At 61.3% G+C, this 25,847-nt stretch carries 23 protein-coding genes, 1 tRNA gene and 1 other RNA gene; 13 read left to right on the top strand and 12 right to left on the bottom strand.

The window, feature by feature from the left end:
* The first annotated feature begins 5 nt into the window (after positions 1-5).
* The 5 genes from Clow_RS07275 to Clow_RS07255 all read left to right on the top strand — a co-directional run bounded on the left by Clow_RS07275 (position 6) and on the right by Clow_RS07255 (position 5,587).
* Positions 6-1,025 (top strand): N-acetylglutamate synthase, CG3035 family, encoded by a 1,020-nt coding sequence (locus Clow_RS07275; RefSeq protein WP_055178129.1) that lies wholly within the window; start codon positions 6-8, stop codon positions 1,023-1,025.
* A 2-nt stretch (positions 1,026-1,027) separates the two neighbouring features.
* Positions 1,028-1,852, top strand: a complete 825-nt coding sequence (locus Clow_RS07270; RefSeq protein WP_055178128.1) for an exodeoxyribonuclease III — start codon at positions 1,028-1,030, stop codon at positions 1,850-1,852.
* 17 nt (positions 1,853-1,869) lie between these two features.
* On the top strand, positions 1,870-3,366 hold the full coding sequence (gene cls, locus Clow_RS07265; protein WP_055178127.1) for a cardiolipin synthase: 1,497 nt from the start codon (positions 1,870-1,872) through the stop codon (positions 3,364-3,366).
* A 467-nt stretch (positions 3,367-3,833) separates the two neighbouring features.
* Positions 3,834-4,271 carry a CAP domain-containing protein gene (locus tag Clow_RS07260; RefSeq protein ID WP_055178126.1) on the top strand — a complete coding sequence of 146 codons (438 nt, stop codon included), beginning with the start codon at positions 3,834-3,836 and terminating at the stop codon, positions 4,269-4,271.
* A gap of 233 nt (positions 4,272-4,504) precedes the next feature.
* On the top strand, positions 4,505-5,587 hold the full coding sequence (locus tag Clow_RS07255) for a Na/Pi symporter (protein ID WP_156334755.1): 1,083 nt from the start codon (positions 4,505-4,507) through the stop codon (positions 5,585-5,587).
* A gap of 12 nt (positions 5,588-5,599) precedes the next feature.
* Here the strand turns inward: Clow_RS07255 and Clow_RS07250 are convergent, their stop codons facing one another.
* From Clow_RS07250 to Clow_RS07240, 3 genes are read right to left on the bottom strand one after another with little or no spacing between them, the layout of a single operon-like run.
* Positions 5,600-6,367: a hypothetical protein gene (locus tag Clow_RS07250; RefSeq protein ID WP_156334752.1), complete on the bottom strand. Its 768-nt coding sequence runs from the start codon at positions 6,365-6,367 to the stop codon at positions 5,600-5,602.
* A gap of 2 nt (positions 6,368-6,369) precedes the next feature.
* Entirely contained in the window at positions 6,370-7,302 is a 933-nt protein-coding gene (locus Clow_RS07245) for an ABC transporter ATP-binding protein (protein ID WP_055178123.1), read from the bottom strand.
* Positions 7,295-7,804: an NUDIX domain-containing protein gene (locus Clow_RS07240; protein WP_055178122.1), complete on the bottom strand. Its 510-nt coding sequence runs from the start codon at positions 7,802-7,804 to the stop codon at positions 7,295-7,297. Before Clow_RS07240 ends, Clow_RS07245 begins: the two co-directional genes overlap by 8 nt.
* Before the next feature lie 54 nt (positions 7,805-7,858).
* Here Clow_RS07240 and Clow_RS07235 point away from each other — a divergent pair, with 54 nt between their 5' ends.
* From Clow_RS07235 to Clow_RS07225, 3 genes are read left to right on the top strand one after another with little or no spacing between them, the layout of a single operon-like run.
* Positions 7,859-9,370 (top strand): hypothetical protein, encoded by a 1,512-nt coding sequence (locus Clow_RS07235; RefSeq protein WP_055178121.1) that lies wholly within the window; start codon positions 7,859-7,861, stop codon positions 9,368-9,370.
* Complete coding sequence (locus Clow_RS07230) at positions 9,367-10,461, top strand: glutamate ABC transporter substrate-binding protein (protein ID WP_082418590.1); 1,095 nt, start codon at positions 9,367-9,369, stop codon at positions 10,459-10,461. Before Clow_RS07235 ends, Clow_RS07230 begins: the two co-directional genes overlap by 4 nt.
* Positions 10,454-12,868, top strand: a complete 2,415-nt coding sequence (locus Clow_RS07225; RefSeq protein WP_055178120.1) for a serine/threonine protein kinase — start codon at positions 10,454-10,456, stop codon at positions 12,866-12,868. Before Clow_RS07230 ends, Clow_RS07225 begins: the two co-directional genes overlap by 8 nt.
* Positions 12,869-12,942: 74 nt before the next feature.
* On the opposite strand, the gene Clow_RS07220 is transcribed toward Clow_RS07225, so the two are convergent.
* From Clow_RS07220 to pta, 6 genes are all read right to left on the bottom strand, one after another.
* On the bottom strand, positions 12,943-13,395 hold the full coding sequence (locus tag Clow_RS07220) for a hypothetical protein (RefSeq protein ID WP_055178119.1): 453 nt from the start codon (positions 13,393-13,395) through the stop codon (positions 12,943-12,945).
* 275 nt (positions 13,396-13,670) lie between these two features.
* Positions 13,671-14,075 carry a hypothetical protein gene (locus Clow_RS11770; protein ID WP_156334750.1) on the bottom strand — a complete coding sequence of 135 codons (405 nt, stop codon included), beginning with the start codon at positions 14,073-14,075 and terminating at the stop codon, positions 13,671-13,673.
* Between the two features lie 266 nt (positions 14,076-14,341).
* Complete coding sequence (locus Clow_RS07215; protein WP_055178118.1) at positions 14,342-14,857, bottom strand: twin-arginine translocation signal domain-containing protein; 516 nt, start codon at positions 14,855-14,857, stop codon at positions 14,342-14,344.
* A gap of 13 nt (positions 14,858-14,870) precedes the next feature.
* Positions 14,871-16,040, bottom strand: coding sequence for a 6-pyruvoyl tetrahydrobiopterin synthase (locus Clow_RS07210; protein ID WP_245625726.1), 1,170 nt, complete (start codon positions 16,038-16,040; stop codon positions 14,871-14,873).
* A gap of 265 nt (positions 16,041-16,305) precedes the next feature.
* A complete protein-coding gene (locus Clow_RS07205) occupies positions 16,306-17,499 on the bottom strand; it encodes an acetate kinase (protein ID WP_055178116.1) in 1,194 nt (397 codons plus the stop codon).
* Positions 17,499-18,869: a phosphate acetyltransferase gene (pta, locus tag Clow_RS07200; protein WP_082418589.1), complete on the bottom strand. Its 1,371-nt coding sequence runs from the start codon at positions 18,867-18,869 to the stop codon at positions 17,499-17,501. Before pta ends, Clow_RS07205 begins: the two co-directional genes overlap by 1 nt.
* A gap of 219 nt (positions 18,870-19,088) precedes the next feature.
* On the opposite strand from pta, the gene Clow_RS07195 reads away from it, so the two are divergent.
* Entirely contained in the window at positions 19,089-20,456 is a 1,368-nt protein-coding gene (locus Clow_RS07195; RefSeq protein ID WP_055178114.1) for an FAD-dependent oxidoreductase, read from the top strand.
* Between the two features lie 12 nt (positions 20,457-20,468).
* On the opposite strand, the gene bsaP is transcribed toward Clow_RS07195, so the two are convergent.
* On the bottom strand, positions 20,469-20,711 hold the full coding sequence (gene bsaP, locus Clow_RS07190; RefSeq protein ID WP_055178113.1) for a biotin synthase auxiliary protein BsaP: 243 nt from the start codon (positions 20,709-20,711) through the stop codon (positions 20,469-20,471).
* A gap of 10 nt (positions 20,712-20,721) precedes the next feature.
* Complete coding sequence (gene bioB / locus Clow_RS07185) at positions 20,722-21,717, bottom strand: biotin synthase BioB (protein ID WP_055178112.1); 996 nt, start codon at positions 21,715-21,717, stop codon at positions 20,722-20,724.
* Between the two features lie 157 nt (positions 21,718-21,874).
* Here bioB and Clow_RS07180 point away from each other — a divergent pair, with 157 nt between their 5' ends.
* Together Clow_RS07180 and Clow_RS07175 are read left to right on the top strand one after the other, a co-directional pair.
* Positions 21,875-22,975, top strand: coding sequence for a peptidoglycan recognition protein family protein (locus Clow_RS07180; RefSeq protein ID WP_055178111.1), 1,101 nt, complete (start codon positions 21,875-21,877; stop codon positions 22,973-22,975).
* Between the two features lie 142 nt (positions 22,976-23,117).
* Positions 23,118-24,020 carry an SPFH domain-containing protein gene (locus tag Clow_RS07175; protein WP_055178110.1) on the top strand — a complete coding sequence of 301 codons (903 nt, stop codon included), beginning with the start codon at positions 23,118-23,120 and terminating at the stop codon, positions 24,018-24,020.
* Positions 24,021-24,114: 94 nt separating this feature from the next.
* On the opposite strand, the gene Clow_RS07170 is transcribed toward Clow_RS07175, so the two are convergent.
* Positions 24,115-24,203, bottom strand: a tRNA-Ser gene (locus tag Clow_RS07170).
* 128 nt (positions 24,204-24,331) lie between these two features.
* Here Clow_RS07170 and ffs point away from each other — a divergent pair.
* Positions 24,332-24,426: signal recognition particle sRNA small type (gene ffs / locus Clow_RS11190), an RNA gene on the top strand.
* A 127-nt stretch (positions 24,427-24,553) separates the two neighbouring features.
* Positions 24,554-25,822 (top strand): aspartate aminotransferase type Ic, encoded by a 1,269-nt coding sequence (locus Clow_RS07165; protein WP_055178109.1) that lies wholly within the window; start codon positions 24,554-24,556, stop codon positions 25,820-25,822.
* Positions 25,823-25,847: the final 25 nt, after the last annotated feature.

Below are 25,847 nucleotides of genomic sequence, written 5' to 3'. Positions count from 1 at the left end.
CCACCATGAGCAGGTGGTTCCGCAGCCAGCAGATTGCGGTGGGCGACCGCGTGGTGGTGCGCCGCACCCTGCCGGATACCCCCGGCCACCTCAGCGACGTGGTGGGCCATGTGCTCCACCTTGACCCCCTGACGGTGCGCCCGCAAAAAGTAGGCGGGCTGCCCTCCCAGGCCCCCGCCGTGGAGATTCCCGCCGCCCAGATCAAGGTGGTGCGCAAACTCTCCCCCCGGCGCGTGCTCAACTCCGATATTCGCGCCATTGAATACGCCACCGCCGCCGCCTTTCCCGGTTTGGAGCACCGGTGGAGCGAGGACGGCCAATGGCTGCTACGCGCCGGCGATGGGATCACGGAACGCTCCAACTCCGCCACCCCGCTGGGTGCCAGCGCGGGGCTTGGTGCCGTGCCTCTGGAAGAGATCGCCGCCTTTTATGCCGCCCACCACATGCCGGTGCGGCTGCACATACCCGAGCGCATCGGCCGCCCCGCCGAGGCCCTGTGTACCGGCCCGCAGTGGGAACGTGGCCCGGAGATTCTGGTGATGACCAGGGATATTCCCTCCGTAGAGGACTCCCAGGGCGTCGATAGCCCCGTGCCCGGATTCTCCTTCCGCGTGGATGATCGCCCCGATGATGCCTGGCTGGCCATGTATCACTTCCGGGGCACTCCCCTGCCCCCGCGCGCGCTGCGCCTGCTCAGCGCCACCATCGAGGGCACCCTGGGCTTTGGGCGCCTGCTCGATACCGCGGGGCGCACCGTGGCCGTGACCAGGGGCACCATCACCTCCTCCCCCGATGGGCGCACCTGGCTGGGGTATTCCGCCGTGGAGGTCGCTCCCGCTTATCGACGCCGCGGGCTGGCCACCTGGCTGGGCCGGGAAATGCTGCGCTGGGGTGCCGCCCAGGGCGCGAAGCAGGCCTATCTTCAAGTACTCGAAAGCAACGACGCCGGGGTGGGGCTCTACGCCTCCCAGGGCTTCATCGAGCACCATCGGCACCGATACGCGCGCTACCGGCTATCCTCGTAGCCATGCGCATAGCCACCTGGAACGTAAACTCCGCGCGCACCCGCGCGGATCGGATGGCGGACTTCCTCCTCCGCCACGAGGTAGACGTGCTGGCTGTGCAGGAAACTAAATGCTCCGACGATAAGTTCCCCTACTCCCGTTTTGAGGAGATCGGCTACGAGGTGGCCCACGTGGGCTATCACCAGTGGAATGGCGTGGCGATCCTTTCCCGCGTGGGTCTAGAGGACGTATCCACGCACTTTGAGCACCAACCGGGCTTTGATAAGGACCCCTCTGCTGAGCAGCAACGCGAGGCCCGCGCCGTGGGAGCCACCTGCGGCGGGGTGCGGGTGTGGAGCCTGTACGTACCCAATGGCCGCGAGATTGCCGATCGGCACTATGACTACAAGCTGCGCTGGTTGTGGACGCTGCGCAACCAGGTCAGCGAACACCTCGCCGCCCACCCGGCGGAAAAGTTGCTGCTCATGGGGGACTTCAATATCGCCCCGCGCGATGAGGACGTGTGGGATATGGGGTTCTTTGAGGGCCGCACCCACGTGACCGAGCCGGAGCGCGCCGCCTTCCAGGGCTTAGAGGAGGCGGGACTTACCGAGGTCACCCGCCAATTCACGGAGGATACCCGCTATACCTACTGGGATTACACCTCCGGGCGCTTTGGCAAGAACGAGGGCATGAGGATTGATTTTCAGCTGGCGAGCACCGCGCTGGCTGAAACCGCCACGGCGGGCTTCGTGGACGTGGAGGAACGCTCCGGCAAGGGAGCTTCCGACCACGCCCCCGTGGTGGTGGATTACTCCCTCGGACCAGATTTTGACAGCGTGCGCTAAACCCCCGGCAGAACAACGTGCTTTCTTTTAACTTCAACCTGGATACCTGGCAGTTCATCGGCCTGGTGGTGGATTACACCATCAAGTTCATCGCCATCGGTTACGTTCCCGAGGGCCGCCGACCCAGTTCCTCTACGGCCTGGCTGCTCGTTATTCTCCTCCTCCCGGTGGTGGGCCTGCCGCTCTTCCTGCTCATGGGCAGCCCCTATATCAATCGCCGCCGCCACCGTATTCAGCAGGAGGCCAACGCGATGATCGAGGATATTCAGGAAAGCGCCCCCGATTATCCCCCGAACGCGACGCTTTCCCCCGAGATCACCTCGCTCATCCGCCTCAACCGCAGCCTCACGAACTTCCCCGCCGTGCCCGCCGTCAATGCCGGGCTGCACACGGATTACGATGCCACGCTGCGCCGCATGGCCGAGGTGGTGGATCAGGCCCAGGAACACGTGAACGTGGAAATCTACATCATGGCCTGGGATGACACCACCGACGTGCTCTTCCGCGCCTTCGAGCGGGCCGTCCAGCGCGGGGTGCAGGTGCGCCTGCTCTTTGACCACGTGGGCAGCCACAAATATCCCGGTTACCGCAAGCTAGGTAAGAGGCTCACCGAGATCGGCGTGGAGTGGCAGCTCATGCTGCCCTTGCAGCCCTGGAAGGGCCGCTTCCGACGCCCCGATCTGCGCAATCACCGCAAGATTCTGGTGGTGGACGGCAAGATCGGTTTCATGGGTTCGATGAACGCCATCGACCGCTCTTATCTCATGCCCGCCAATATCAAGAAGGGGCGCCAGTGGATCGATGCAATGGTGGAGCTCGAAGGCCCCATTGTGGACTCCCTAGAGATGATTTTTGCGGTGGATTGGTACTTAGAATCGGGCGAGGACCTGGAGCTTCATAACACCACGCACCCCGCACCCCTTTCCGCTTTGCCTTCCTCCTCCACCAATGTGGCCCAGGTACTCCCCTCGGGGCCGGGGTATACCACCGAGCCCAATCTGCGCATGTTCACCTCCATCGTGCATCACGCCAAGGAAAGACTGGTGCTGTGCAGCCCCTACTTCATCCCCGATGAATCGTTGCTTTCCGCCGTAACCACGGCCTGCTACCGAGGGGTGCGGGTGGAACTGCTGGTTTCCGAGGAAGCAGATCAGTTCATGGTGCACCACGCCCAATCCAGCTATTACCAGGCTCTTTTAGAGGCCGGGGTGCATATCTACCAGTTCCCCGCCCCCTACGTCATGCACACCAAGTATTTGCTGGCCGATCCCGATGCCACAGACGGCGATCCCATCGCCGTTCTCGGCTCCTCCAACATGGATATGCGCAGCTTTGGCCTAAATTATGAGGTCTCCCTCATGGTGGTGCGCGGTGATCTCATCACGCAACTGGGCGAGCTCACCACGGCCTACCAATCCGTTTCTACGGAGCTCACGCTACGCCACTGGAATCAGCGCGGTTTTATGAGGCGCTACGTGGATAACGTCATGCGTTTGACCTCCGCGCTGCAATAAAACCTCCCTTATCACAGGCTGTGCAGACATCCGATCAGCCATACCACCAGCGGTAACCTTTGACCCCCAATAGGTTCAGACGTAGCACCTCAGACGTACCACCAACAAATAGCAGGCCAGAGGGCAAAACTAAGGTGAGCGGACAGAAAAAGGTATAGGATTTTAGTTCACCATAAAATGTGTCTAGTATCACTAAAATATACCTTTGACCCCACGTCAGTTGACCTACCTCCGCACTTTTTGCCGGTTAGCCGACGTACGATGTGCACAATTTGCCACATGTGAGACCTTTTTTCATGGGAGGTCTCACCTCCGACGTAAGGTGAGTGAACGGTTTTTTATAACTTTTACTAATTTCAGCAATATGTATGATCTCGCACCAAAGCAGCACAACTCGCGCACTCCCCCTTCACCCCATAACGTTGGGGACAACAAAGCGACAACACCCCATACCGAAAGGCCGCCCCATGTTCTCCCTGCGCACCGCCACCAAGACCCTCTCCATTACCGCCCTTACCGCCGCCCTCATAGCCACCCCCGCACACGCCGCTTCAGCCGCTAGCTGCTCCGACAGTAACATCTCCGATGTTGTGCGCCTCACTAACGAATACCGAGCCACCAACGGCCTGAGCGCCGTAGAGTGCGATGAAAGCATGACCAGGGACTCCCAGAAATGGGCCGATCACATGCGCAAAACCGGCGAATTTGAGCACTACAACGGCGGAAACTTCTCCGAGAATATCGACTGGCGCGGCGGCAAAGCCACCCCGAACCAGGTGGTCAATGACTGGATCGAATCTCCTGGTCACCGCGCGAACATGCTGGATTCCGACGTCTCCATCATCGGCGTGGGCTGGAGCCAGGACCCCGAGAAGGGCACCTACGCTGTTCAGCGTTTCTGGTAATTAACTGCCTATATCATTCTTTAAGTCTTACGCCCCACACAAAAGTGGGGCGTAAGACTTTTTTGATTACGTTCTCCCCCCAAGTAACTGCTAGGTTACTTTTAAGAAAACAGTGCGCAAACTTTTGCTGGTTGGTCTGCTTTTCCGGAGGTGTCGTGGTATCCCAATCCCCCTTATCCCACGACCGTAAGCGCCACCACAGCCTCTCCTCTCTCTTGGGTACCCAGCACTTTATGAATCCCAAGAAAATCCCCGAGCGTGAGGACATGGTCATGCTCTCCACCGCGGGAAAACTCCTGCGATGTGCCGGGGTCATCGCGTGCATCTTCGCCATCTTCCTGGGCCTCTATTTGATCGTCGATGGCATGTACGGGATGAACGCTCATTACACCCAACGCATCTTTGAGGCCGCCACCCACCCCATCCTGGGGCTCGTCATCGGGATTCTCGCCACCGCCCTGCTACAATCCTCCACCGCCACCACGGCCCTGACCGTCACCGCCGTGGGCACCGGGGTCATTACCGTTCCCGTGGCCATCCCTCTCATCATGGGCTCCAATATCGGCACCACGCTCACCGCCCTCGCCGACGCTTTGGGCTATGCCCGCGATCCTCGGGCGCTGCGCAGCACCTTAACCACGGCTTTTCTCCACTTCTGGTTTAACACCCTCATGGTGGCCCTGCTCCTGCCCATAGAGTTGCTTTTCCAGCCCCTCGTGGAGGCCATTGGGCGGCAGGGATTCATTGGCTGGATGAACTCTTCCACCACGGGCCTGAGCTGTTTTATCATCGGCACGCTGCTGATGTTTCTGGGATTGCGCGCCATGCGCCTCCTGCTGCGCTCCCTTTTTGCCGCCACCACGCTAAGCGCCTTAGAGAATATGTTTGGTGGCTCTACCGCAGTGGGAATCACCACGGGTGCATTGGGCACGGCGGTTATTCAATCCTCCACCATCACCATTGTTTCCCTGCTGCCCTTTTCCGCCACGCACACGCTCAAACGGCGCGAGGCTCTATCCCTGGTCCTGGGAGCCAATGCGGGTACAACGGTGGGGGCCTTGCTGGCTTCCTTCGCCCTCCCGGAAAGCCAGCTCAATGCCTTTGCTATTCAGGCGGCGCTCATTCACATTTTCTTTAATGTCCTCGGGGTGGCGCTCGTCCTCATCGTCCCCGGGGCTTACCGCGGCCTTATCGTTCTAGCTTCGCTGAGCGCCCGGCTGGCCCAGCGCAGCGCCTTAGCCACGCTGGGGTTTCTCATCGCGGCTTACCTCGCGGTTCCCGCGCTCATCCTGGGGGTATGGGTTACGCTTTCCTGAAACCGCTACCCGCTAGGCGTCGCGGCGGGCAAAGGACGCAAAACCCACGGCCCACACCACCACGGCCCAGAGGGTGAAGTACGCGCCATCACCCCACATTCCCCACTCACTCAGCTCGCTCTGCGCGATAAACAGATCAAAGTGCTTGAAAGGCAGGTAGTCCGCCACCACGTGACCGATCTTCGGAAGGAACTCCAGGGCGGACTCAATGACCAACTTCCAGGCAAGCACGAGCACCACGGCCCCCGCAGTATTGCGCACCAACATGGCGATTCCCTGGGTGAAGGTCACAATGAGAATCATGCCGAGCGGCATCACCAGAAGGTAACTCAGCGCGTGGCCATCGCTTAGGAAGGTAGAGGGGGAGATACCGGTGGTGAGTGCCCCAAAGATCACGTAAGTGAGAAACACCGCGATCAGGGTGAGCACGGCGACGTGCGCCGAGTACACCAGCCATTTTGCGGCGGCCACCACACCCCGGCGCGGGGTGGCCAGCAAGGTCGTGGCCTGGATACCGTAGCGGTACTCCGTGCTCACCGTCATGGCGGCCTGAACCACCACCACGGGTAGGCATATGAAGGGAATAGTGCCCAGCATCATCTCCGGGTTCGCCACGGACGTAAGGTATTCAGCATCCGTCTCCGCCGGAGAGATCGTTAGACCGAGAAGGGTGGGCACCGAGAGGGCAAGCAACAGGAAAATGCCACTGGTCCACCACAGCGAGGCCGTGGTGCGCAGCTTCAAGTATTCCGCCCGGCAGGCATTGAGCATTGTTTCCATTACTATTCCCCTTCCCCGCCGGTGCGGTATTGCACGGCATTGCCGGTGATTTCCATAAAGGCATCCTCCAGGGAGGCTTGCTGGGCTGTGAGTTCGCTCAGCGCAATGCCGTGGTCAAAGGCCAGCCGCCCCACCTCATCGGTTTCTGCCCCCTGCACCGCAAGATAGGCGCGCTGTTCCTCATCGCGCCCACCCTCTACCTGGTAGCCCTGGGCTCGCAGCGCACCCGCCAGGGCCTCAAGGTCCTCGGAGGCCACGCGCACCCGCACGTTAGTGCCCGAGTACTGGCGCACAAAGTCCGTGGTGGAGGTATCCGCGATCAACTTTCCGCGGCCAATTACCACCAGGTGATCGGCGGTCAGAGCCATCTCGGAGAGCAGGTGGGAGCTCACCAGCACGCTGCGCCCCTGCGCGGCAAAGGCGCGCAGGAAGTTACGCACCCAGCGGATTCCCTCGGGGTCAAGGCCATTCACCGGCTCGTCGAGGATCAACGTGTGCGGGTCGCCCAGCAGCGCGGCGGCCAGGCCCAGGCGCTGCCCCATGCCCAGGGAGAATCCCCCGGCCTTTTTACTAGCGACGTCACTAAGCCCCACCGTAGCCAGCACCTCCTCGGCGCGGGAGCGAGGGATGCCATTGGCAGCGGCGATCCAGCGCAGGTGGTTGATCGCGGAGCGGTTAGGGTGCACCGCCTTGGCGTCGAGCAGCGCCCCTACTTCTCGTAGCGGGTGGGTGAGTTCCGTGTAGTTTTTTCCGCCGATGGTGGCGCTGCCCGCGCTGGGTCGATCCAGGCCCACGATCATGCGCATGGTGGTGGATTTCCCCGCCCCATTTGGGCCGAGGAATCCCGTAATCACCCCAGGGCGCACGGAGAAGCTGAGATCGTCCACGGCGAGAGTGCCGCCATAGCGCTTAGTTAGTCCCTTTGCCTCAATCACGCCACAAGCGTGCCACAATTTCCCGGCGCAGGCGCGGCCACGCGGAAGCAAAGGCTGGCAGCAGAGAAAGGTTCTCCACCTCATCAACGTGCACCCACCGCAGCTCCGCGGATTCCTCGTTGGGCTGGCTGGACAGGGAACAACCGCTGTGGGTTTCCGCAAGCACGGTGGTATAACTCCACTGCTCCGCTAAATCCGGGCGCTCGGGATCGCCGGGGAAGGGGCCAGCGGTGAGGTATTCTCCAACCACGCGGAGCGAGGTGGCGTCGATAGCCGTTTCCTCGTGAGCCTCGCGCAGGGCGGCGTCGGTAGCCGTCTCGTGGGAATCCCGCGCTCCTCCCGGCAGCGCCCAGGTTCCACCGTGGTGAGTCCATAGGGCGCGATGCTGCATGAGCACGGTGCGTTCCCGGCGCGCCACGAGCATCAGGCCCGCCGCCCCGAAGCGCCCCCATAACGTGCTGCCGTGCGGTCCCGCCGCCCATCCGTTGCCATCGCCCTTCATGCCTCACCAGCCTAGTGCTAGCCAGACCGTGGGCTCAGGCGTTATCCTAAAGAAATGACTGGTGATGCGGGACACTCCCCCAAGGGATACCTGCGCCAGCGGCTGCGCGGACCCTGGGAACGAGCCTTAGCCAAGCGCAAGGCTCCCCTGTTCAACTCCTCGGAACTGCCTCACGATACCGAGGATCACTGGCTGGATCGAGTGGACGATACCGAATCCACCCCGCGCAACTCCCTCAAAACGTGGTGGATTACCGCCTCCTCCGGGCCGCTCTACCGGGCGCGGGTGATCTGGCGGTTCATCTCCACCACGCCGGGAAAAATGGTCACCCTCACCATCATTCTGGCCGCCGCCATCTTTGCCGCCGGATATTCCATGAGCGATTACTCCGCCGCCCGGCAGCAATCCCTCACAGAAATGCTCGATACCACCGAGCCCACGAGCTCCGCGGCGCATAACCTCTACACCTCCCTTTCCCTGGCCGATACGATGGCCACCACGGGCATGGTGCAATCCGGGGTGATGCCGGAGGAATCCCTCAGCACGTATTACCAGGCGCTCGACCGCGCCTCCACCGCCGCCTCCGAGGTGGCGGCCGGCATTGGCGAGGACGCCCAGGCGGCAGAACTCATCGCCAGGGTGCAGCGCCAACTCCCCGTGTACGCAGGCCTGGTGGAAACCTCGCGGTCCAATAATCGCCAGGGCAATCCCGTGAGCGTTTCTTATATGGCGGAGGCCTCCGCGCTCATGCGCGATGAGATTTTGGAGGACGCCTCCGCGATCTTTGATCGCGCCAGCCATAACGTTTCCGCCCAGCAGTATCAGGCCATGCGCCCGCAATGGGTGCCGCTTTCCGGCTTGATCGCCGCCGTGATCTTCCTGCTCATCGCGCAGTGGTGGCTGTGGCGCATTACTCGACGCCGCCTCAACAAGGGATTCTTGGCCGCCACCGCCATGATGTTCCTGGCTATCCTGTGGGTCTCCGGCTCAAACTTTGCCACCTGGCAGGCCGGTAACCGCAGCTTTGAGCAGGCGGCGCTGCCCTGGGATTCGCTCACCACCTCCCGGATTTCCGCGCAGCAGGCGCGCACCACGGAAACCCTGGCCCTGGTGCGCCGCCAGAGCATTGAGGATACGAACTCCTCCTTCGAGGAAACCGCCCGCGCACTGAGCTCCGCCCTCGATGACGTGGAAAACGCGCAGCACCGGAAAAAGGAACACTCCCAGGAGGCACTGGACTCCGCGCGCACCGCGCTCAGCCAATGGGAGGAGGCCCACGCCCACCTCGTGAGCGATCTGCGCTCCGGGGAGTTTTCCGAGGCCCTGCGCCTGACCACGAACACTTCGGAGCACAGCGATCAATCCCCCACCACGGCGGGTGCCTTTAACGATCTGGATGAAGCCCTCGGCGAGCTCATCGGCCAATCGCGTACCACCATGCGTTCCTTTATCCGCGATGGTTTGGGGGCCACCACGCTGGTCTCCGTATCGGTGTTGCTGCTCTCGCTCGGTTCTATTGTGGCGGTGGTGCTGGGTATTCGGCCGCGTTTGCAGGAGTACCTATGATTCCCCGCCTGTTTCCCCGCCGTCGTCTGCGCTCCGGCCTGAACCCCTTGCGCTCCGATCTGAGCCCCCTGCGCCCGCACCTGGCCCTCTTCGCTGGCGCTGCGTTCTTCCTCGCCTCTTGTTCCTCCCCCCTGGCGGAACGCGCCATGCACCATCACCAGCACCCGGAGGAGGCAGCGGAGCCCGCCGCCGCATTCACCTATGGGCCGCCCCTACCCGCCGGGGCCGTCATGGAACGCCCGGGGGAGCAGAAGGCCGACCCAGGAGAAGAAACCACCGTGGAAGGCTCCCTGCGCCCCGATAACGACACCCCTGAGCAGCGAGTTCCTCAGATCGTGGAGCGTGGCCGCTTGGTAGTGGGCGTGGATCAATCCCTGTACCGCATCAGTTACCGCGACCCCCGAACCGGCGACTTGCGGGGTTTCGAGGTAGACCTTGCCCGCGAGATCGCCCAGGATATTTTTGGCGACCCGGAAAAAGTAGAGTTCCGCTTTATGGAATCCGCCGATAGCCTGGAATCCCTCAACAAGGGCACCGTGGATGCCGTGATCCGCACCATGAGCATCACCCAGGAGCGCCAGGAGATCGTGGCCTTTTCCACCCCTTACCTAGCCACGAACAAGAGATTGCTGGTAAAAACCAGCTCCGGCTTTGAGAGCATAGAGGACCTCAACGGCCACACCATCTGCGTGGCGGATAGTTCCACGGGCCTGCGCGAGGCCCGCGAGCAGGCCACCCATTCCTCTATTTTGAAAACCCGCAGTTGGTCCGATTGCCTGGTGGCCCTGCAACAAAACCAGGCGGAAGCCATTCTGGCCGATGGTGCCCTGCTCTCCGGTATCGCTGCCCAGGATCAATTCACTCACATCGTGGGTTCCTCCCTCTCCAGGGAGAATTACGGGGTGGCTATGCTCCGCCAGGAAGATGGTGGCAACCCAGGCCTGATACGCCAGGTGAACTCCACCATCGAGCGGATACGCGAGGATGGCACCTGGTGGAAGATGTATAACACCTGGTTCGGTTCCTATCTGCCCACCGACGGCCCGCCACCGTTGGATTACCGCGAGGAGAAGGAGGATTCCGATGAGTGAGCGCGAGGATTACCCCCGCGAGGACGTCCCCCGCGACGATGAGGCCCCCCTCTACGAGGAAGAAGGCGATGACGGCCCCGCCACGGCCGCGGTGGCCTTCGATCCCTTTGCCGATGACGAGGACGAGCCCGCCACCGCAGCGGTAGCCTTTGACCCCTTCGCGGACGAGGATGAAGATGAGGAAGAAGAGGTCGGTGACATCGCCGCTCTGCTCAACGACATGGGCTCACTGCGCGACGCCGCCACCGCGCGGTTGGACGCCTCCGAGCGGGCGCGCAGGGAGGCACTGAGTACTTTCCGACGCCGCCGCGCCGAGCGCCGCACCGATCGCACGGTGGCCGACGGCATGGTTACCCTGCCCTTCATCAACCTCGTGGACCCGGAAAAGGCCCTTCAAGATCCCACGCAAAAGAAGGTCTCCCAGCCGCAACTTTCCCCCGGCGATATTGTGGCCGAGCAATACGAGATCCTGGGTGTGATCGCCCACGGCGGCATGGGGTGGATTTACCTCGCGGGTGATCGCAACGTCTCCGAGCGCCTGGTGGTGCTCAAGGGTATGCAGGCCGAAAAGGAGGCGCACGACGCCGGAGCGGCCATCGCGGAGCGCGAGTTCCTGGCGGACATCACGCACCCCGGCATCGTCAAAATCTTTAACTTCATCGACGACCCCCGCGTGCCCGGCGGCTTCATCGTCATGGAGTACGTGGGCGGTCCCAGTCTGCGGGATCGCATGCGCGTTTATCCCAACGGGAAGTTGCCCATCGACGTCGCCATCGCCTATATCCTCGAAGTCCTCCCGGCCCTGGAATACCTGCATTCCCGCGGCGTGGTGTACAACGATCTCAAACCGGAGAACATCATTGCCACCGAGGATCAGGTCAAGCTCATTGATCTGGGGGCGGTCTCCGGCATCGGCGCCTACGGCTACATCTACGGCACCCGCGGCTACCAGGCCCCCGAGGTGCCCACCGAAGGTCCCAGCATCGCCAGCGATATTTATACCGTGGGCCGCACGCTCGCCGCCCTCACCCTCACCATGCCCACTGACGACGGCGCGCTGGCCCCCGGTATTCCCTCCCCCACCGACGAACCACTACTGCGCCGCTACTTAAGCTTTTATCGCCTGCTCGTGCGCGCCACCAACCCCAAGCCCCAGGAGCGATTCAGCAGCCTTGCCGCCTTGCGCAGCCAGCTCTACGGCGTACTCCGGGAGGTCATCGCGCTACGCGACGGCCGCCAGTTCCCCGCGCAGCACTCCCTCTTCTCCCCGCAGCGCCGCACCTTTGGCACCAAGCACCTGGTATTCCGCACCGATCAGCTCATCGACGGCATCGACCGCACCGTGCGCATTACCTCCGGGGAGGTCATGCAGGCCCTACCCGTGCCACTCATCGACCGCGACGACGTGGGCGCAGGCATGCTCTCTGGTTTCTCCTACACCGAACCCGAGGAGGCCCTGGAAACCCTGCACCAGGCCATGAACACCCCGGAATACGAGAAATCGGCGGAGATTCCCTTTGGCGTGGTGCGCGCCATGCTCGACCTCGGCTTCACCGGACAGGCCCGCTCCTGGCTGGCCTCCCTGGAATACCGCCTGGGCCACGACTGGCGCTACCAGTGGTATTCCGCCACCACCTACCTGCTCTTGGAGGATTATCAGCAGGCCCAACAGCACTTTTATAACGTGCTGCGCATCCTTCCCGGAGAGGCCGCCCCCAAACTGGCGCTCGCCGCCGTGGATGAACTCATCCTCCAGGACCTCGGCTACACCGAGCAAACGCTTCTGCCCGAGGAGGCCGCGCGCACCCTCACCACCGCCGAGGCCAATTTTGAGGAATTAGCCAAGGAATTCTTTACCCACATCGCCCGCGACTGGACCCACCTCACCTACGACCCCCTGGTACTGCGCTTCCACGCCATCCGCCTTTACAGCCTGGTGTGGACCACCAACCCGGCCACCGTCTCCTCCGCCTTTGGGTTGGCCCGGCAATTCATGGCGGAAAATCAGCTGGAATTAGCCGTGCAAGCCCTGGATAAGGTGCCCCAGGCCTCCCGCCATCACCGCATGGCGCAATTGACCAATATCCTCCAACTCATCTCCACGGATCTTAGCGAATCGAGAATCCGCCGTGCCGCGCGCCGCCTGGAAGAAATACCCACCAACGAGCCGCGCTTTCTCCAAATCAAAACCGCCGTGCTCTCGGCGGGCTTGAAGTTCCTGCGAGAGTCCGGCCTCGACCGCGCGGCCTCCCCCAACGAACTCTTCGATTACCCCTTCACCCAGCGGGGACTGCGCTACGCGCTTGCCGACGCCCTGCGCCGCCAGGCCCGCAACGCCCCCTTCCCCCGGCACCGCTACGACCTGGTGGATATGGCTAATCAGGTGCGGCCGGTGACGTGGTTTTAGGGCAAGGGGTTTACTGATTTTACAGAAAATTTATCATGCAGATATGAAAAACAATAAATGATTGCACAAATGCCCTATTTGCAATCATTGGCCAATTTAACATTGGATTTTAGCAATTCCCCAATAAATTCAATATCCTCCCCTTGCATTACATCAGAAGAGATGCCGGATACGTTTACTATATTTTTACCATCGCAAAATGCCACCCCTATTCCGAATTTAAAATATATTTCCGGGTTTTCATTCATCATAGGCGCAAAACACCAATGGCCTGAAACATTTTCCAAAAACCATGAGCCGATCACATAGGCCATTAGCGATTGCTTTTTAGCTCCGTTAAATTCCTTTAGGTCTTTAATTTCAAGAAGAAGGTCTGAAGGAAAATCTATGTTTTTCAAATCGCCAGATTTGAACCCTTTTGCGGTCAAGGGAAAGGTGGATATTTTCAGATCATCAAGAACGCTCCTATATTTAACCACAAACTCCTCTATCCTAGAGTAGTAGCCATCAGGAAACTCTTCCATCATGTCCCCTTATATATTACTCAATCAGTACAAGTACCACATCCCATTTCTACCAAGTTCAGGATGCCAGTGACAATCTGCCCCCATAGCCCATTGTTTGAGCTTAGGATTTTTTCTATGCTCACTCAAAGCAGCACGACAAGAATGCTCATATTCGAATAAATTATTATCTAGAGCATGTGCACCTGGTGGATCTATACCGATAGTAACCAATAACATCAGCATAGACAAAAATGCCAATCGCGGAAAAATTATCCGTTTCCCCATTTTAATACCATTCAACATAATTCAACCCTGTCGATACGTCCGCGAGCCGTAGATATATTATGGCGAGTCCCATCAACAACAAGGTGACAAGAGGTGTCCGGAACATAGGCAAAAGCAACTTTGACCCTAACGTCAAATCCGCAATTGTTATAAACTTGAACGAACCCCTTCTCCGCCACAGCATTTACACATGCAGGGGCAAGAGTTCCGGCACTTCTAAAAGAAACACCTTCCCGTTCTACAGAAATAGAATCCCAATTATTCTCTTCAATTTTCAAGGATTCCCCGGCTGAGATGGTCTCATCATAAGAAAAGTCTCCATCTTCACTATATTCCGGTTCGGCACTTGCCGTTAGGGCCGGTGAGGCAAATCCAAGAAGTCCTAGTACGGATAGAAACAAGAATGTCTTCCTCATGACTCTCAACATACCTGACATTCCAACTCTGTCAAGCGGAAAAGAAAAAATTTTGAAAGATCCCCCTGCTTCAAGCCAGATACGCTCAAGAATCTCGAAACCTAGGTTCGAGCATGTCAAGTTGCTTACTGTAGACACACCTTATATAGACAGGTGAAAACCCAAAACCAAGAAACCGCTTCACCCTCACATGCTCCATAACCGTCTTTTCCTCATGGAACGCGGAGAATCGTGGAGCACAAGGATGCCCCCTAGACCAGCCCCTTCTAAATCTCCACCAGCACCTCGGGGGACTGCACCTCGTGGAAGGGCTCGTCGCTCAGCACGAGGCTGGCAAAGACCTGCACCCGCAGCGGCCCGTCTGCACCGGCCGAACTGCTCAGGGGCGGCAGCGCTGCGCGCGTCCAGGTCAGCGGCACCTCCACCGCTTCGCCCGGTGCCACTGCCTGTGGCAACGCGATCTCCCAGCGCCCCTCGCTCACCTGCCCCTGCATGTCGGTGGGAGCGATCACCCCGTGCCGGTCCACCAGGCCCGCTCCGTCGAGGCTGCGCGCCACCACGTGCAGGGTTTCTCCCTGTTCCAGGGTGCGCTGCCCGCCGTTGCTCAGGCGCAGCAGGGTGAGCACCCCACCCTCGGAGGTAGGTTCGGCCACCAGGTCCAAGCGGGTGCCAGCAATGCCAGCACTATTCTCCCGCGCCGCCGCGCTCATGGCTGGCAGGGTGCTCATCGCCCCCACCGCTACCGCCACGGCACCGAGTTTCAGAAAGTTTCTGCGATCCATGTTTCTTTCCTCTCTATGCCGCAGCGATTCGGATAACGCCGCCGATAGTTCCCTGCCACCACACCCCACCGGGGCTAATAGTGCCCACCATCTGCAAGGTGTCCACGCCAAAGAAGGTCACCAGGCCGGGTAGTTGCTGTTCATGCACGGTGTCGCCCGTGGCGGCGTCGATAGCCACGGCGTGAATCTTCACGCCATTGCCGAGTGCTCCGGGGCGTCGCTCGCAGGTGTACACCAGGCCGTCCGGGCAGGAAAGGCGGGGTACGGCGGAGGAGTAGAGATCGTCGCGCTTCCAGATATTGCGCAGGCCTCCGTCCACCACGTCCCAGCGCTCCATGCCCGGTGCGAAGGGGGCTTCCTTGGGCACGGATTCCCCGGCGTTTTCCGGGTAGCGCGGGTAGGGGTAGCCATAGCTCGACGCCCCGATAATCATGTTCCCCACACCGATCATGGAGTTTTCCGTGCCAGAAGCACCGGGGGTAAAGAGCCCGGCCTCACCCACCAGCTCGCCGGTAGCGGTGCGGTGCACCTGCACTTTTTCCTGCTCATCGGCGTTATCGCTGAGCATCACATAATCACTGCCCTGGGGGCCAAAGAAAGTGGGGGAGGCTCCGGAACCCCAGGAAAGCTGACCTGGCTTGCGCGCGGAGCCGGCGTCATACTCCCGACGCCACTTCACCTCGGGTGCCTGGCCCGGCTCAGCATCAAGCAGGTAAATGGCCCGGGAGGTAATCACGCACACTCCCTCAGGGGCCGCGGAGATGGAGTTATCAATGCGCTCCCCCTCCCCTAAAGAAAGGGCATGCAGGGTGCGGGTGGATTCCTCCACCACCGCCACCTGCCCCTGGCCAGAGGCCACCCATACACGCCCACTCCAATCGGGCACCAACCCCACCACTTGATCGCCCTCCCGGCGGTTCAAAAAGCGGGTGAGATCCAGGCGCTCCTCCACCCACAGGCGAGAGCCTGTGGGGTCGTGGGCAACGCGCATGAGAGTATTGGTACCGTCTACCAGCACCATGCGGTCAGCGGCATCGAGGAAGGCATAGACTCCGCCTAGCAACGCTCCCTTAGCTATCTCTAATTCCCCGAGCACGGCCCCGGTAGCGGGGTCGAGCACCACGATCTTGGGGCGCAGGAAGGTCAATTCCGAACCAATCCGCTGCGTAACCAGAACTTGCACAAAGCCATCACTACCACAAAGCACGGTCGGACAAGACCCTCCAAGATCCACGGTGGACACATTCCACGGTCGAGCGCCTGGACCGGGCAGCGGAGTAGCGTCGGAGGATTGAGCATCTGAGTGCATGGTGGCCATGCCGGGGGCGGCCAAGTGCACGGACGTTTGCGGAGTGTAGGGGAACTCTGCCACAGCGGGGGCTCCTGAGATGGGAAACATTTTCCGGCTCAGGATAACGCCTCGCCGGGGCCAAGGCTACCTCTACAGATCAAGCGAAAGCTACCGCATAGCGAGCGATGGCCAACTCCTCATTGGTGGGCACCACAAAGACCTTCACGGCGGAATCATCCGTGGAAATCTCGCGGGCAACCTCGCTGGGCTGGGTGTTCTTCTCTGGATCGACCTTAATACCATATGCCTCTAGCCCGGCGAGGGCGTCGGCACGCACGGCGGCGTCGTTCTCTCCCACGCCCGCAGTGAACGTGATGGCATTCACGCGCCCGAGGGCGATCATGTAGGCCCCGATGAACTTACGCAGCTGGTGGATGTAGATGTTATAGGCCAGCCAGGCGTCCTCGTCCTCATCCTCAATCATCTTCCGCAGGGCGCGGAAGTCATTGACCCCCGCCAGGCCCTTGATTCCGGACTTCTTATTGAGCAGTTCATCGAGCTCATCAATGCTCATGCCCGCCTGGCGGTGTAGGTGGAACACGATACTGGGGTCAATATCACCGGAACGGGTGCCCATCGCCAGGCCCGCCAGCGGGGTCAGGCCCATCGAGGTATCCACCGCGCGGCCCCCCTCGATCGCCGCCGCGGAGGCTCCGTTGCCCAGGTGCAGCGTGATCTGGTTGACGGCCTCGGCGGGCAGCCCCAGGAGTTCGGGCACCTGCTGGGATACGTACTCGTGGCTCGTGCCGTGGAAGCCATAGCGGCGCACGCCGTTCTCCATAGCCACGTCTTTATTGATGGCATAGAGCGCGGCCGCCGGGGGCAGGGTGTGGAAGAAGCCGGTATCGAATACCGCCACGTGTGGAATATCCGGCAGGAGGTCGCGGGCCACCTCCATGCCTGCCACGTGGGCGCCGTTGTGCAGCGGAGCCAGGGGGATGAGGTCGCGGATCATCTCCACCACCTCATCGTTAATCAGCTCGGGGCCGGAAAAGAGGATTCCGCCGTGCACCACGCGGTGCCCCACGGCCACCACATCCACTTGCTTCGGCCCGCAGCCGTGCTCCTCCATGAGTTCAAAGACGTGCTTTAATCCCGCGGCGTGGTCGGGGATCTCCTCTTCCACCACATGTTTTTCTCCCTGGTGTTTGAGGGTAATCCTGCCGGATTCCTCACCAATCTGCTCCACCAGGCCGCTCACAAAGGGATCCTCGGTGGCGTCCTTGGTGGGATCAACCAACTGGAACTTGATGGAGGAGGAACCGGAGTTCACGACGAGGGCAAAGGACATTATTTTCCTCCTGCTTGGATAGCGGTGATAGCCACGGTGTTGACGATGTCCGCCACCGTGGCCCCTCGGGAGAGGTCGTTGATCGGCTTATTGAGCCCCTGGAGAATCGGCCCCACGGCCAGCGCGTCGGCGGTGCGCTGCGCCGTCTTATAGGCGATGTTTCCGGCCTCTAGGTCGGGGAAGATGAACACGTTGGCCTGGCCCGCCACCGGGGAATCCGGCATCTTCTTCTCTGCCACGGAGGGGTCCACGGCGGCGTCGAATTGCAGCGGGCCATCCACCTTGATCTCCGGGGCGCTGGTTCGGGCCTGCTCGGTGGCGGCCACGGCGCGATCCACGTCGGGGCCGCTGCCGGAGGAGCCGGTGGAGTAGGAGAGCACGGCTACCTTGGGGTCAATGCCAAATTGCGCGGCGGTGCGCGCCGAGACCACGGCGATCTCCGCGAGTTGTTCCGCCGTGGGGTTGAGGTTCACCGCGCAATCGCCAAAGGCCCACAGGCGGCCCGGCATCACCATGAGGAAGATCGAGGAGACCACCGAGGCCTCGGGGGTGGTCTTGATGATCTGGAAGGCCGGCTTGATGGTGTGCGCCGTGGTGTGTGCGGCGCCGGAAACCATGCCATCGGCCTGGCCGGTGTGCACCATCATGGTGCCAAAGTAGGAAATATCGCGCATGGTTTCCCGCGCCTGTTCCAGCGTCACGCCCTTATCCTTGCGCAACTGCGCAAACTCCTGGGCGAACTCTTCTGCACGCGGATCGTCCTCGTGATCCACCAAGGTAGCCTGGGAAATGTCCAGACCGAGTTCCTGGGCGCGGGCGGTGATCTGCTTGGGCTTCCCCAGGATCGTCAGTTCCGCCACCTGCTTGGCCAGCAGCGCATCGGCGGCGCGCAGAATACGGTCGTCCTCACCCTCCGGGAGCACGATGTGGGCCTTCGTGGCCGCGGCCTTATCGAGCAACCAGGATTCGAAGACCTCGGCGGACATGAAGGGCTCCGCCGAGGAGCTAATCTCCTTGAGTTCGCGCAGTTCTGCGGCCGTGGCCGCCGTCTCTACCACCGCGCCTGCGGTCTCCATCTGGGACACGGCGAGGTCAACGTGGGGGCCGGGGGCGTCGACAAGCGCCACCACCGGTACCCCGAGGGCTGCCGCCACCTGGGCATCAAAGAGGTAGTTTCCCGTACCGCGCAGCAGTGCCGCTCCCTGAGCAAGCGGAGCGGCACTGAGTATCCGTGCCACCGTGGGGTTAGTTTCCGCCTCCCCCGTCAGGGGGTACACGCTCACCCCGAGGTCGGTGGCCCAGGTGTGAACGTCTATCCCCTCGGTGGGGCAGTTGATGGCAGTGAACAGGAAAGAACGAGGATGCGTCATAGACAACCTTTCTGGCGGAGCGGATTATTTTCACCCGCGCACAAACAGCGATGACCCACACAATTTTACCGGCTTGCCACCTGCGATACGAGGAATTGGAAGCACAATTCTCCCGCGCACCCCCGTCGGAGAAACACCATCGCCTTCCCGCCGCCACGCCCCCTCAGTAGACTGTTGCCAGTTAATCCCCTGTACTCGGAATAGATAAGGAAACCCGCCATGTCCCGTCCCCTCCGCGTTGCCGTTGTGGGTGCCGGCCCCGCCGGCATTTATGCCTCCGATCTCCTGGTGAAGTCCGATCAGGAGGTGCAGGTGGACCTCTACGAGCGCATGCCCGCTCCCTTCGGACTCATCCGCTACGGCGTGGCCCCGGATCACCCCCGCATCAAGGGAATCGTGAAGTCCCTGCACAACGTGCTGGATAAGCCCGAGATTCGCCTGCTGGGCAATATCGACGTGGGCAAGGACGTCACCGTGGAGGAACTACAGAGCTTTTACGACGCCGTGGTGTTCTCCACCGGAGCCACCGGCGACCGCGACCTGCCAATTCCCGGCTCCGATCTGCCGGAATCCTACGGTGCGGGCGAGTTCGTGGGCTTTTATGACGGCAACCCAGACTTCACCCGCGATTGGAACCTCAGCGCAGAATCTGTAGCCGTGGTGGGTGTGGGCAATGTGGGGCTCGATATTGCCCGCGTACTCGCCAAGACCGGCGACGAACTTCACGTCACCGAGATTCCCGATAACGTCTACGAGGGCCTTGCCGCCAACGCTGCCAAGGAAGTACATATTTTTGGCCGCCGTGGCCCCGCCCAGGCCAAGTTCACCCCGATGGAGCTCAAGGAACTCGATCACTCCCCCACCATCGAGGTAGTGGTAAATCCCGAGGATATCGACTATGACGCCGCATCTGAGGAGGCCCGGCGCGCCTCCAAGTCCGTAGACCTGGTGTGCCAGACCCTCGAACAGTACGCCATGCGCGACCCGAAAGGTGCCCCACACAAGCTCTTCATTCACTTCTTTGAGTCCCCCGTGGAGATCATCGGAGAGGACGGCCACGTGGCCGCCATCAAGACCGAGCGCACGGAGCTCGATGGCAATGGAGGGGTGCGCGGCACCGGCAAGTTCACCACCTGGCCCGTCCAAGCCGTCTACCGCGCCGTGGGCTACCGCTCCGACGAGGTAGTAGGCGTGCCTTTCGACGCCGCCAAGGCCGTAATCCCCAACGACGGCGGCCACGTGCTCGACGCCGCCGAGGGTGAGATCGTGCCCGGCCTGTACGCCACCGGCTGGATCAAGCGCGGCCCCGTGGGGCTGATCGGCAACACGAAATCCGATGCCAAGGAGACCATCGAAATGCTCCTGGCCGATTACACCGCCGGGAACCTCACCGCCCCCGCAGAGGAGAAAGCCACTGCCGACGCCGCCCTGGCCTTCCTCGAAGGCAAGGGCATTGCGGTAACCACCTGGGAGGGGTGGCACCGCCTGGACGAGGCCGAGCGCGCCCTGGGCGAGCCCGAGGGCCGCGAGCGCAAGAAGATCGTGGAGTGGGAGGACATGGTGCGCCACGCGGGGCCGCAGGCCTGAGTCGCAGAGTCCTCAGTGCTCCCAGTGGTCTAGGCAGGCGGAATCCAGCTCCCCGTGCCGGGAGCACCGCGCCGTCCAGCCGTGGGGCACGATACACACCACCATTTTGCGCCCACATATCTGGCAATAGCGGGGAGCCTCATAGCCCGCCCGAGTCCCTAGGGAGGGCTCAACCGTGAGGCCCTGCTCTTGCCCGGTATAGGGATTAAAGAGCGGCTCGTCCCCGGCCAGCACCGCCGCCGCGAGTTCTCCCACGTTATGCCCCTTATACCGCCGAGTTCAGGGCCTTGATGGGCAGGGAGAGGCGCCCCATCATGTCAATATCCTCCTCCATCGGGCGGCCCAGGGTGGTGAGGTAATTCCCCACGATCATGGCGTTAATTCCGCCCAAAAGCCCCTGCTCGGTGCCCTGTGCGCCCAGGGTGAGTTCCCTTCCTCCGGCAAAGCGCAGCGTCGTATGCGGCATTGCCAGCCGAAAAGCACCCACCGCGCGGAGCGCATCGCGGGAATCCATGAGGGGGTACCCCTCAAAGGGGGTTCCGGGGCGGGGGTCGAGGAAGTTCATGGGAACCTCCTTTGGCTCCACCTCCGCGAGCTGAACGGCAAACTCCGCCCTTTGCTCCAGGGATTCCCCCATGCCCACGATGCCGCCGGAGCACACCTCCATTCCTTCTTCTCTCACCCGCTCTAGGGTCTCACGCCTTTCCTCCCAGGTATGGGTGGTGACCACCTGGGGAAAGAAACTCCGGGCGGTTTCTAGGTTGTGGTTATACCGGTGTATTCCCGCCTTGGCTAAGCGGTGGGCCTGCTCCGCGTTGAGGGTGCCCACCGAGGCCGCCACCTGAATATCCACGTCCGCGTGGATGGCCGCCACCGCGCTTTCTAGTTGCTTCATCAAGCGCTCATCGGGGCCTTTTACCGCGGCCACGATGCAAAACTCCGTGGCGCCGGTCTTGGCGGTGTGCTTAGCGGCCTCCACCAACTTCTCAATGTCCAGCCACACGGAGCGCACGGGGGATTCAAAGAGCCCGGATTGCGAGCAAAAGTGGCAATCCTCGGGGCAGCCTCCCGTTTTTAGCGAGACGATCCCCTCCACCTCTACTTCTTCCCCGCACCACCGCACGCGCGTTTCGTGCGCGAGTTCCAGAAGCGCGGGTATCTCTTCCTCCGGGAGGCTCAGCACCTGCACCAGTTCTTCGTGGCCTAGGCCCACCCCCTCGTTGAGGGCCTTTGATCGAGCGGTGGCGAGGATAGCGGTCAAGGTGGGGCTCCGTCCTGGTCGAATCTCGAGCCAATCATATCCCCACCCTTGAACACTGTTCAATTCCTCGCTACTCCTCACTGTGACGTTGCTCCTCACACTCTTTCTATCTCCCACGCCACACTCATATCGCCGCAGCGCGCCGTAGATTCTCTCCATGCACTTTTCCCATATCCCCCTCAGCCGCAGACAGCTGGGACACGCAGCCTTTGCCACCAGTTCCCTTTTCCTCGCCTCACGCTTTGCCTCGCAGCCGCGCGCCCTAGCAGCAACGGCTGCGACGGCCGCGACGGCCGTCGATAAGCCCAAAGAAACCGCCCTCAGCCTGCGCTTTCCTGGAAGCACCGAGCACCCAGCAGCGCAGCCGACCTCCGTGGTATTCCACCGCGATAGTGGGGCACCGATCACCCAACTCATCTCTCCCTCAGCCCACTGCCGCGACGGCGATTTCCCCCTCTGCTCCGAACTCATCGCCCTGCCCGAGGGAACAACCTCCATCGAGACGGATCTTGATGTTCACCTGCATCACCCCCGCGAGATGGCCTGGACACCCCTCACCCCCGCCCAACCCATTCGCACCCCGGAAGCAGAAGTCACCGAGGACCTTCACGTTATTTCCCGCGAGCAATGGGGAGCCGATGAATCCCTCATGACGTGGGAGCAGGAGTTCAGCGCCCCCGTATGCCTCACCGTGCACCACACCTACATTCCCTCCGGGCAGGAACCCGAGTATCAGCACGACTGGGCTGCTGCCGTCCGCGGAATCTACCGCTTCCACTCCACCACGGATAATGGCGGCCGAGGCTGGGGCGATATTGGCTATCACCTCCTCATTGACCCCACGGGAGCCGTCTACCAGGGACGCAGCACCGGCATTGCCGGGCGTGCGGTATTTGCAGGTATCGACGCCCCCGACACCACCCAGACGGTCACGGCGGGGCACGTCTACCAGGCCAATACCGGCAACATCGGGGTGTGCGTGATCGGAGACTTTGATACTTACCACCCCACCCCCGCCGCCCTGGATTCCCTCGTTACCGTGCTCAGCTCGCTATGCACCGCGATGAATCTCGACCCCCTGAGCCAGGTGCAATACGACAACCCCGCCTCCTCCGTGCACCGCATGCAGCAGGCCATCAGCGGACACCGGGACTGGGTACCCACCTCGGAACGCAAGGACTGCCCAGGGGCACATTTGTGGGGGATGTTGCCGGAGATACGGCAATCGGTCGCGGAGGCGGTCTCGACCTCATCCTAAAAAGATAGGAACATCTTATCTGCCTATCAGCGTATTATGTGCTATAATTAATAGTGGTTACGGATTCTCGGGGAAACGCCATTAGACACCGTAACCACGGCCCCTAGCCCAGTACTTTTACGCATAGGCAGGAGTATCTTTTATGTTCTTATTCATCTTGTCCATCGCCCTCCTCGTCATCGGAATATTATCCATCGTTTTCGGCTCTGGAAAATCCACAAAGAGCCACGACGAGGAAAACAAAAACTCCCTTTCCACCGTCACCGGCAAAGCTCTGGGCTGGATCTCCATACTCCTCGCCGTGCTCATCCTGGCGCTTTCCTCCATTACCGTGGTGCAGCCCCGCACCGTGGGAATCAAAACTGCCTTCGGTAAACCCACCGGCTCCCTTTCCAATGGACTCCATATCAAGGCCCCCTGGGAATCGGTGACAAAACTCGATGGCGCCAAGCAAAATGACATTTACCGCGATGGCGGAGAAGATACCCGAGGCAGCATTGAAGTACGCCTGGGAAATGACGCCAAGGCCAGCGTGGACGCCTCCCTGCAATGGCAGCTCAAAGTGGATCGCTCCGAGGAACTATTCATGGATTACCGCACTTTTGAGGGAATCCAATCCAACTTGGTAGACCGCAATTTCCGGGCCGCCCTCAATGAGGTGATGAGCGGATATGATCCCCTCGCCCAGGAAAACGTGGAATCCGATGATGACACCCTGGCCGTGCTCTCCCAGCAAACCTTGGACCGCATGCGCTCCAAGGTGGGTGGGCAGATTGAGGTGCACTCCGTGACCATCCCGATTATCAACTTCGATGAGGCCACCCAGGCCCGCATTGACGAGCTGCAATCGGAGATCGCCCGCACCCGCGTGGCAGAACAGAAGCGAGCCACCAACGAGGCGGAGGCCCGCGCCAACCGCGCCCTGGAAGGCGCGCTCAGCCCCGAGGTTCTTACCTCCAAGTGCCTCGACATCGTGGCCGAAAGCGGACAGTCCCCGCTGGGTTGCTTCCCCACCGATGTACAGCCCGTGACGCAGGCGCCGTAGGGTCACGGTTTCGCGGCACCCTCGGCGTCGGGAGCCACGGAAACAAGCCACACACGCAACAAACCCCCTGGCTTTACGGAGCCAGGGGGTTTCATGGCGGAGGATGTGGGATTTGAACCCACGAGGGGCGTGAACCCCGCACGCGTTCCAGGCGTGTGACATAGGCCGCTAGTCGAATCCTCCAGCGCGCAGCATGAGCGCTGCGTACCGGAATCACAGTACACGCGCAGCCCAGAGCGAACAAATCCGCTGGACACGCCACTTTACCCGATCTCCTTTGGCCCCATCCCTGCGATGAGCTACAATCACTCACTGGATCTCGCGCGGCGTGTATCTTGTGAACTCCCCCAGGGCAGGAATGCAGCAAGGGTCAACGAGCTCTCGCGGGTGCGCGGGGTCCCCTTTACTTTTCTAGGGTTCTCCTAGCCAATGCACAAGGGGCGGCTCACTTCGTGCGAACCAGGGCACAGCGTCAACGGGTAGTATGTGGATAGCATTTTTATGCCGTTACTTATCCACGGAAGGAGCCCCTGTTGTCTCTCCTCGATCTGAGTCCCGAGCAACGCAAGGAACTGGCCGCCCAAGTACGCACCCAATACCAAGAGCTCAAGGCCAAGGGGCTCAACCTTGATCTCACTCGTGGCAAGCCCTCCTCCGAGCAGTTGGACTTCTCCAACTCCCTGCTCAGCCTCCCCAGCGCCGAGCATATCGACGCCTCCGGGGCCGACGTCCGCAACTACGGCAACCTGCGCGGCATCACCGATATTCGCCGCATCTGGGGCGAGCTGCTGGGCATTGATCACGCCAACATCATCGCGGGCGATGCGTCCAGCCTCAACATCGCGTTTGATCTCATCAGCTTCGCCTACACCTGGGGCACGCAGGATTCCCCGCGCCCGTGGTCACAGGAGGAAAAGGTCAAGTGGATCTGCCCGGTGCCGGGTTATGACCGCCACTTCACTATCACGGAGAAATTCGGCTTTGAGATGATCTCCGTGCCCATGCTGGAAGATGGCCCCGATGTGGATGCCATTCGTGAACTTCTCCAAGACCCTCAGGTCAAGGGCATGTGGGCGGTACCGATCTTTAGCAACCCCACGGGCACCACCTACTCCGAGGAAAAGACGCGCGCGCTGGCGGAGATGGAGGCCGCCGCCCCTGATTTCCGCATTGTGTGGGATAACGCCTACGCCGTACACACCCTCACTCAGGATTTCCCCACGGTGCACAACGTCTTGGACTTCGCTGCCCAGGCCGGCAATCCTCACCGCTTCTGGTGGATGTCCTCTACCTCCAAGATCACTCATGCCGGGTCCGGAGTGAGTTTCTTCGCCTCCTCGGAGGAGAATCTGGCGTGGTACGCCTCCATCGCCGGGGTGCGCGGCATCGGCCCCAACAAGGTCAATCAGCTGGCCCATTCCCTCTTCTTCCGCGATGCCGAGGGAGTGCGTACCTTAATGCTCAAGCACGCGCAGTCTCTTGCCCCAAAGTTCGAGCGTGTCCTGGCGATTCTTCAGGAGCGCTTGGGCACGTATGATATAGCCCGTTGGACCTCCCCGGAGGGCGGCTACTTCATCTCTTTGGATGTGCTCGATGGCACGGCGGCGCGCGTAGTGGAATTGGCGCGCGCGGCGGGCATCGCGCTCACAGGAGCGGGGTCGTCGTTCCCGCTGCACCAGGACCCCAATGACCGCAATATTCGCCTTGCGCCCTCCCTTCCCCCCGTGGAAGAGGTGGCCGAGGCGATGGATGGGGTGGCTACCTGTGTGCTGCTGGCTGCGGTGGAGAAGTTGGGCGTATAGGTATGAAGGCAGTGGAAGGAGCACG

This window comes from Corynebacterium lowii (genome assembly GCF_001412085.1).
Lineage (GTDB): Bacteria > Actinomycetota > Actinomycetes > Mycobacteriales > Mycobacteriaceae > Corynebacterium > Corynebacterium lowii.
Note: the sequence above shows the minus strand (reverse complement) of the source record. Positions and strands in the feature narration are given on the sequence as shown.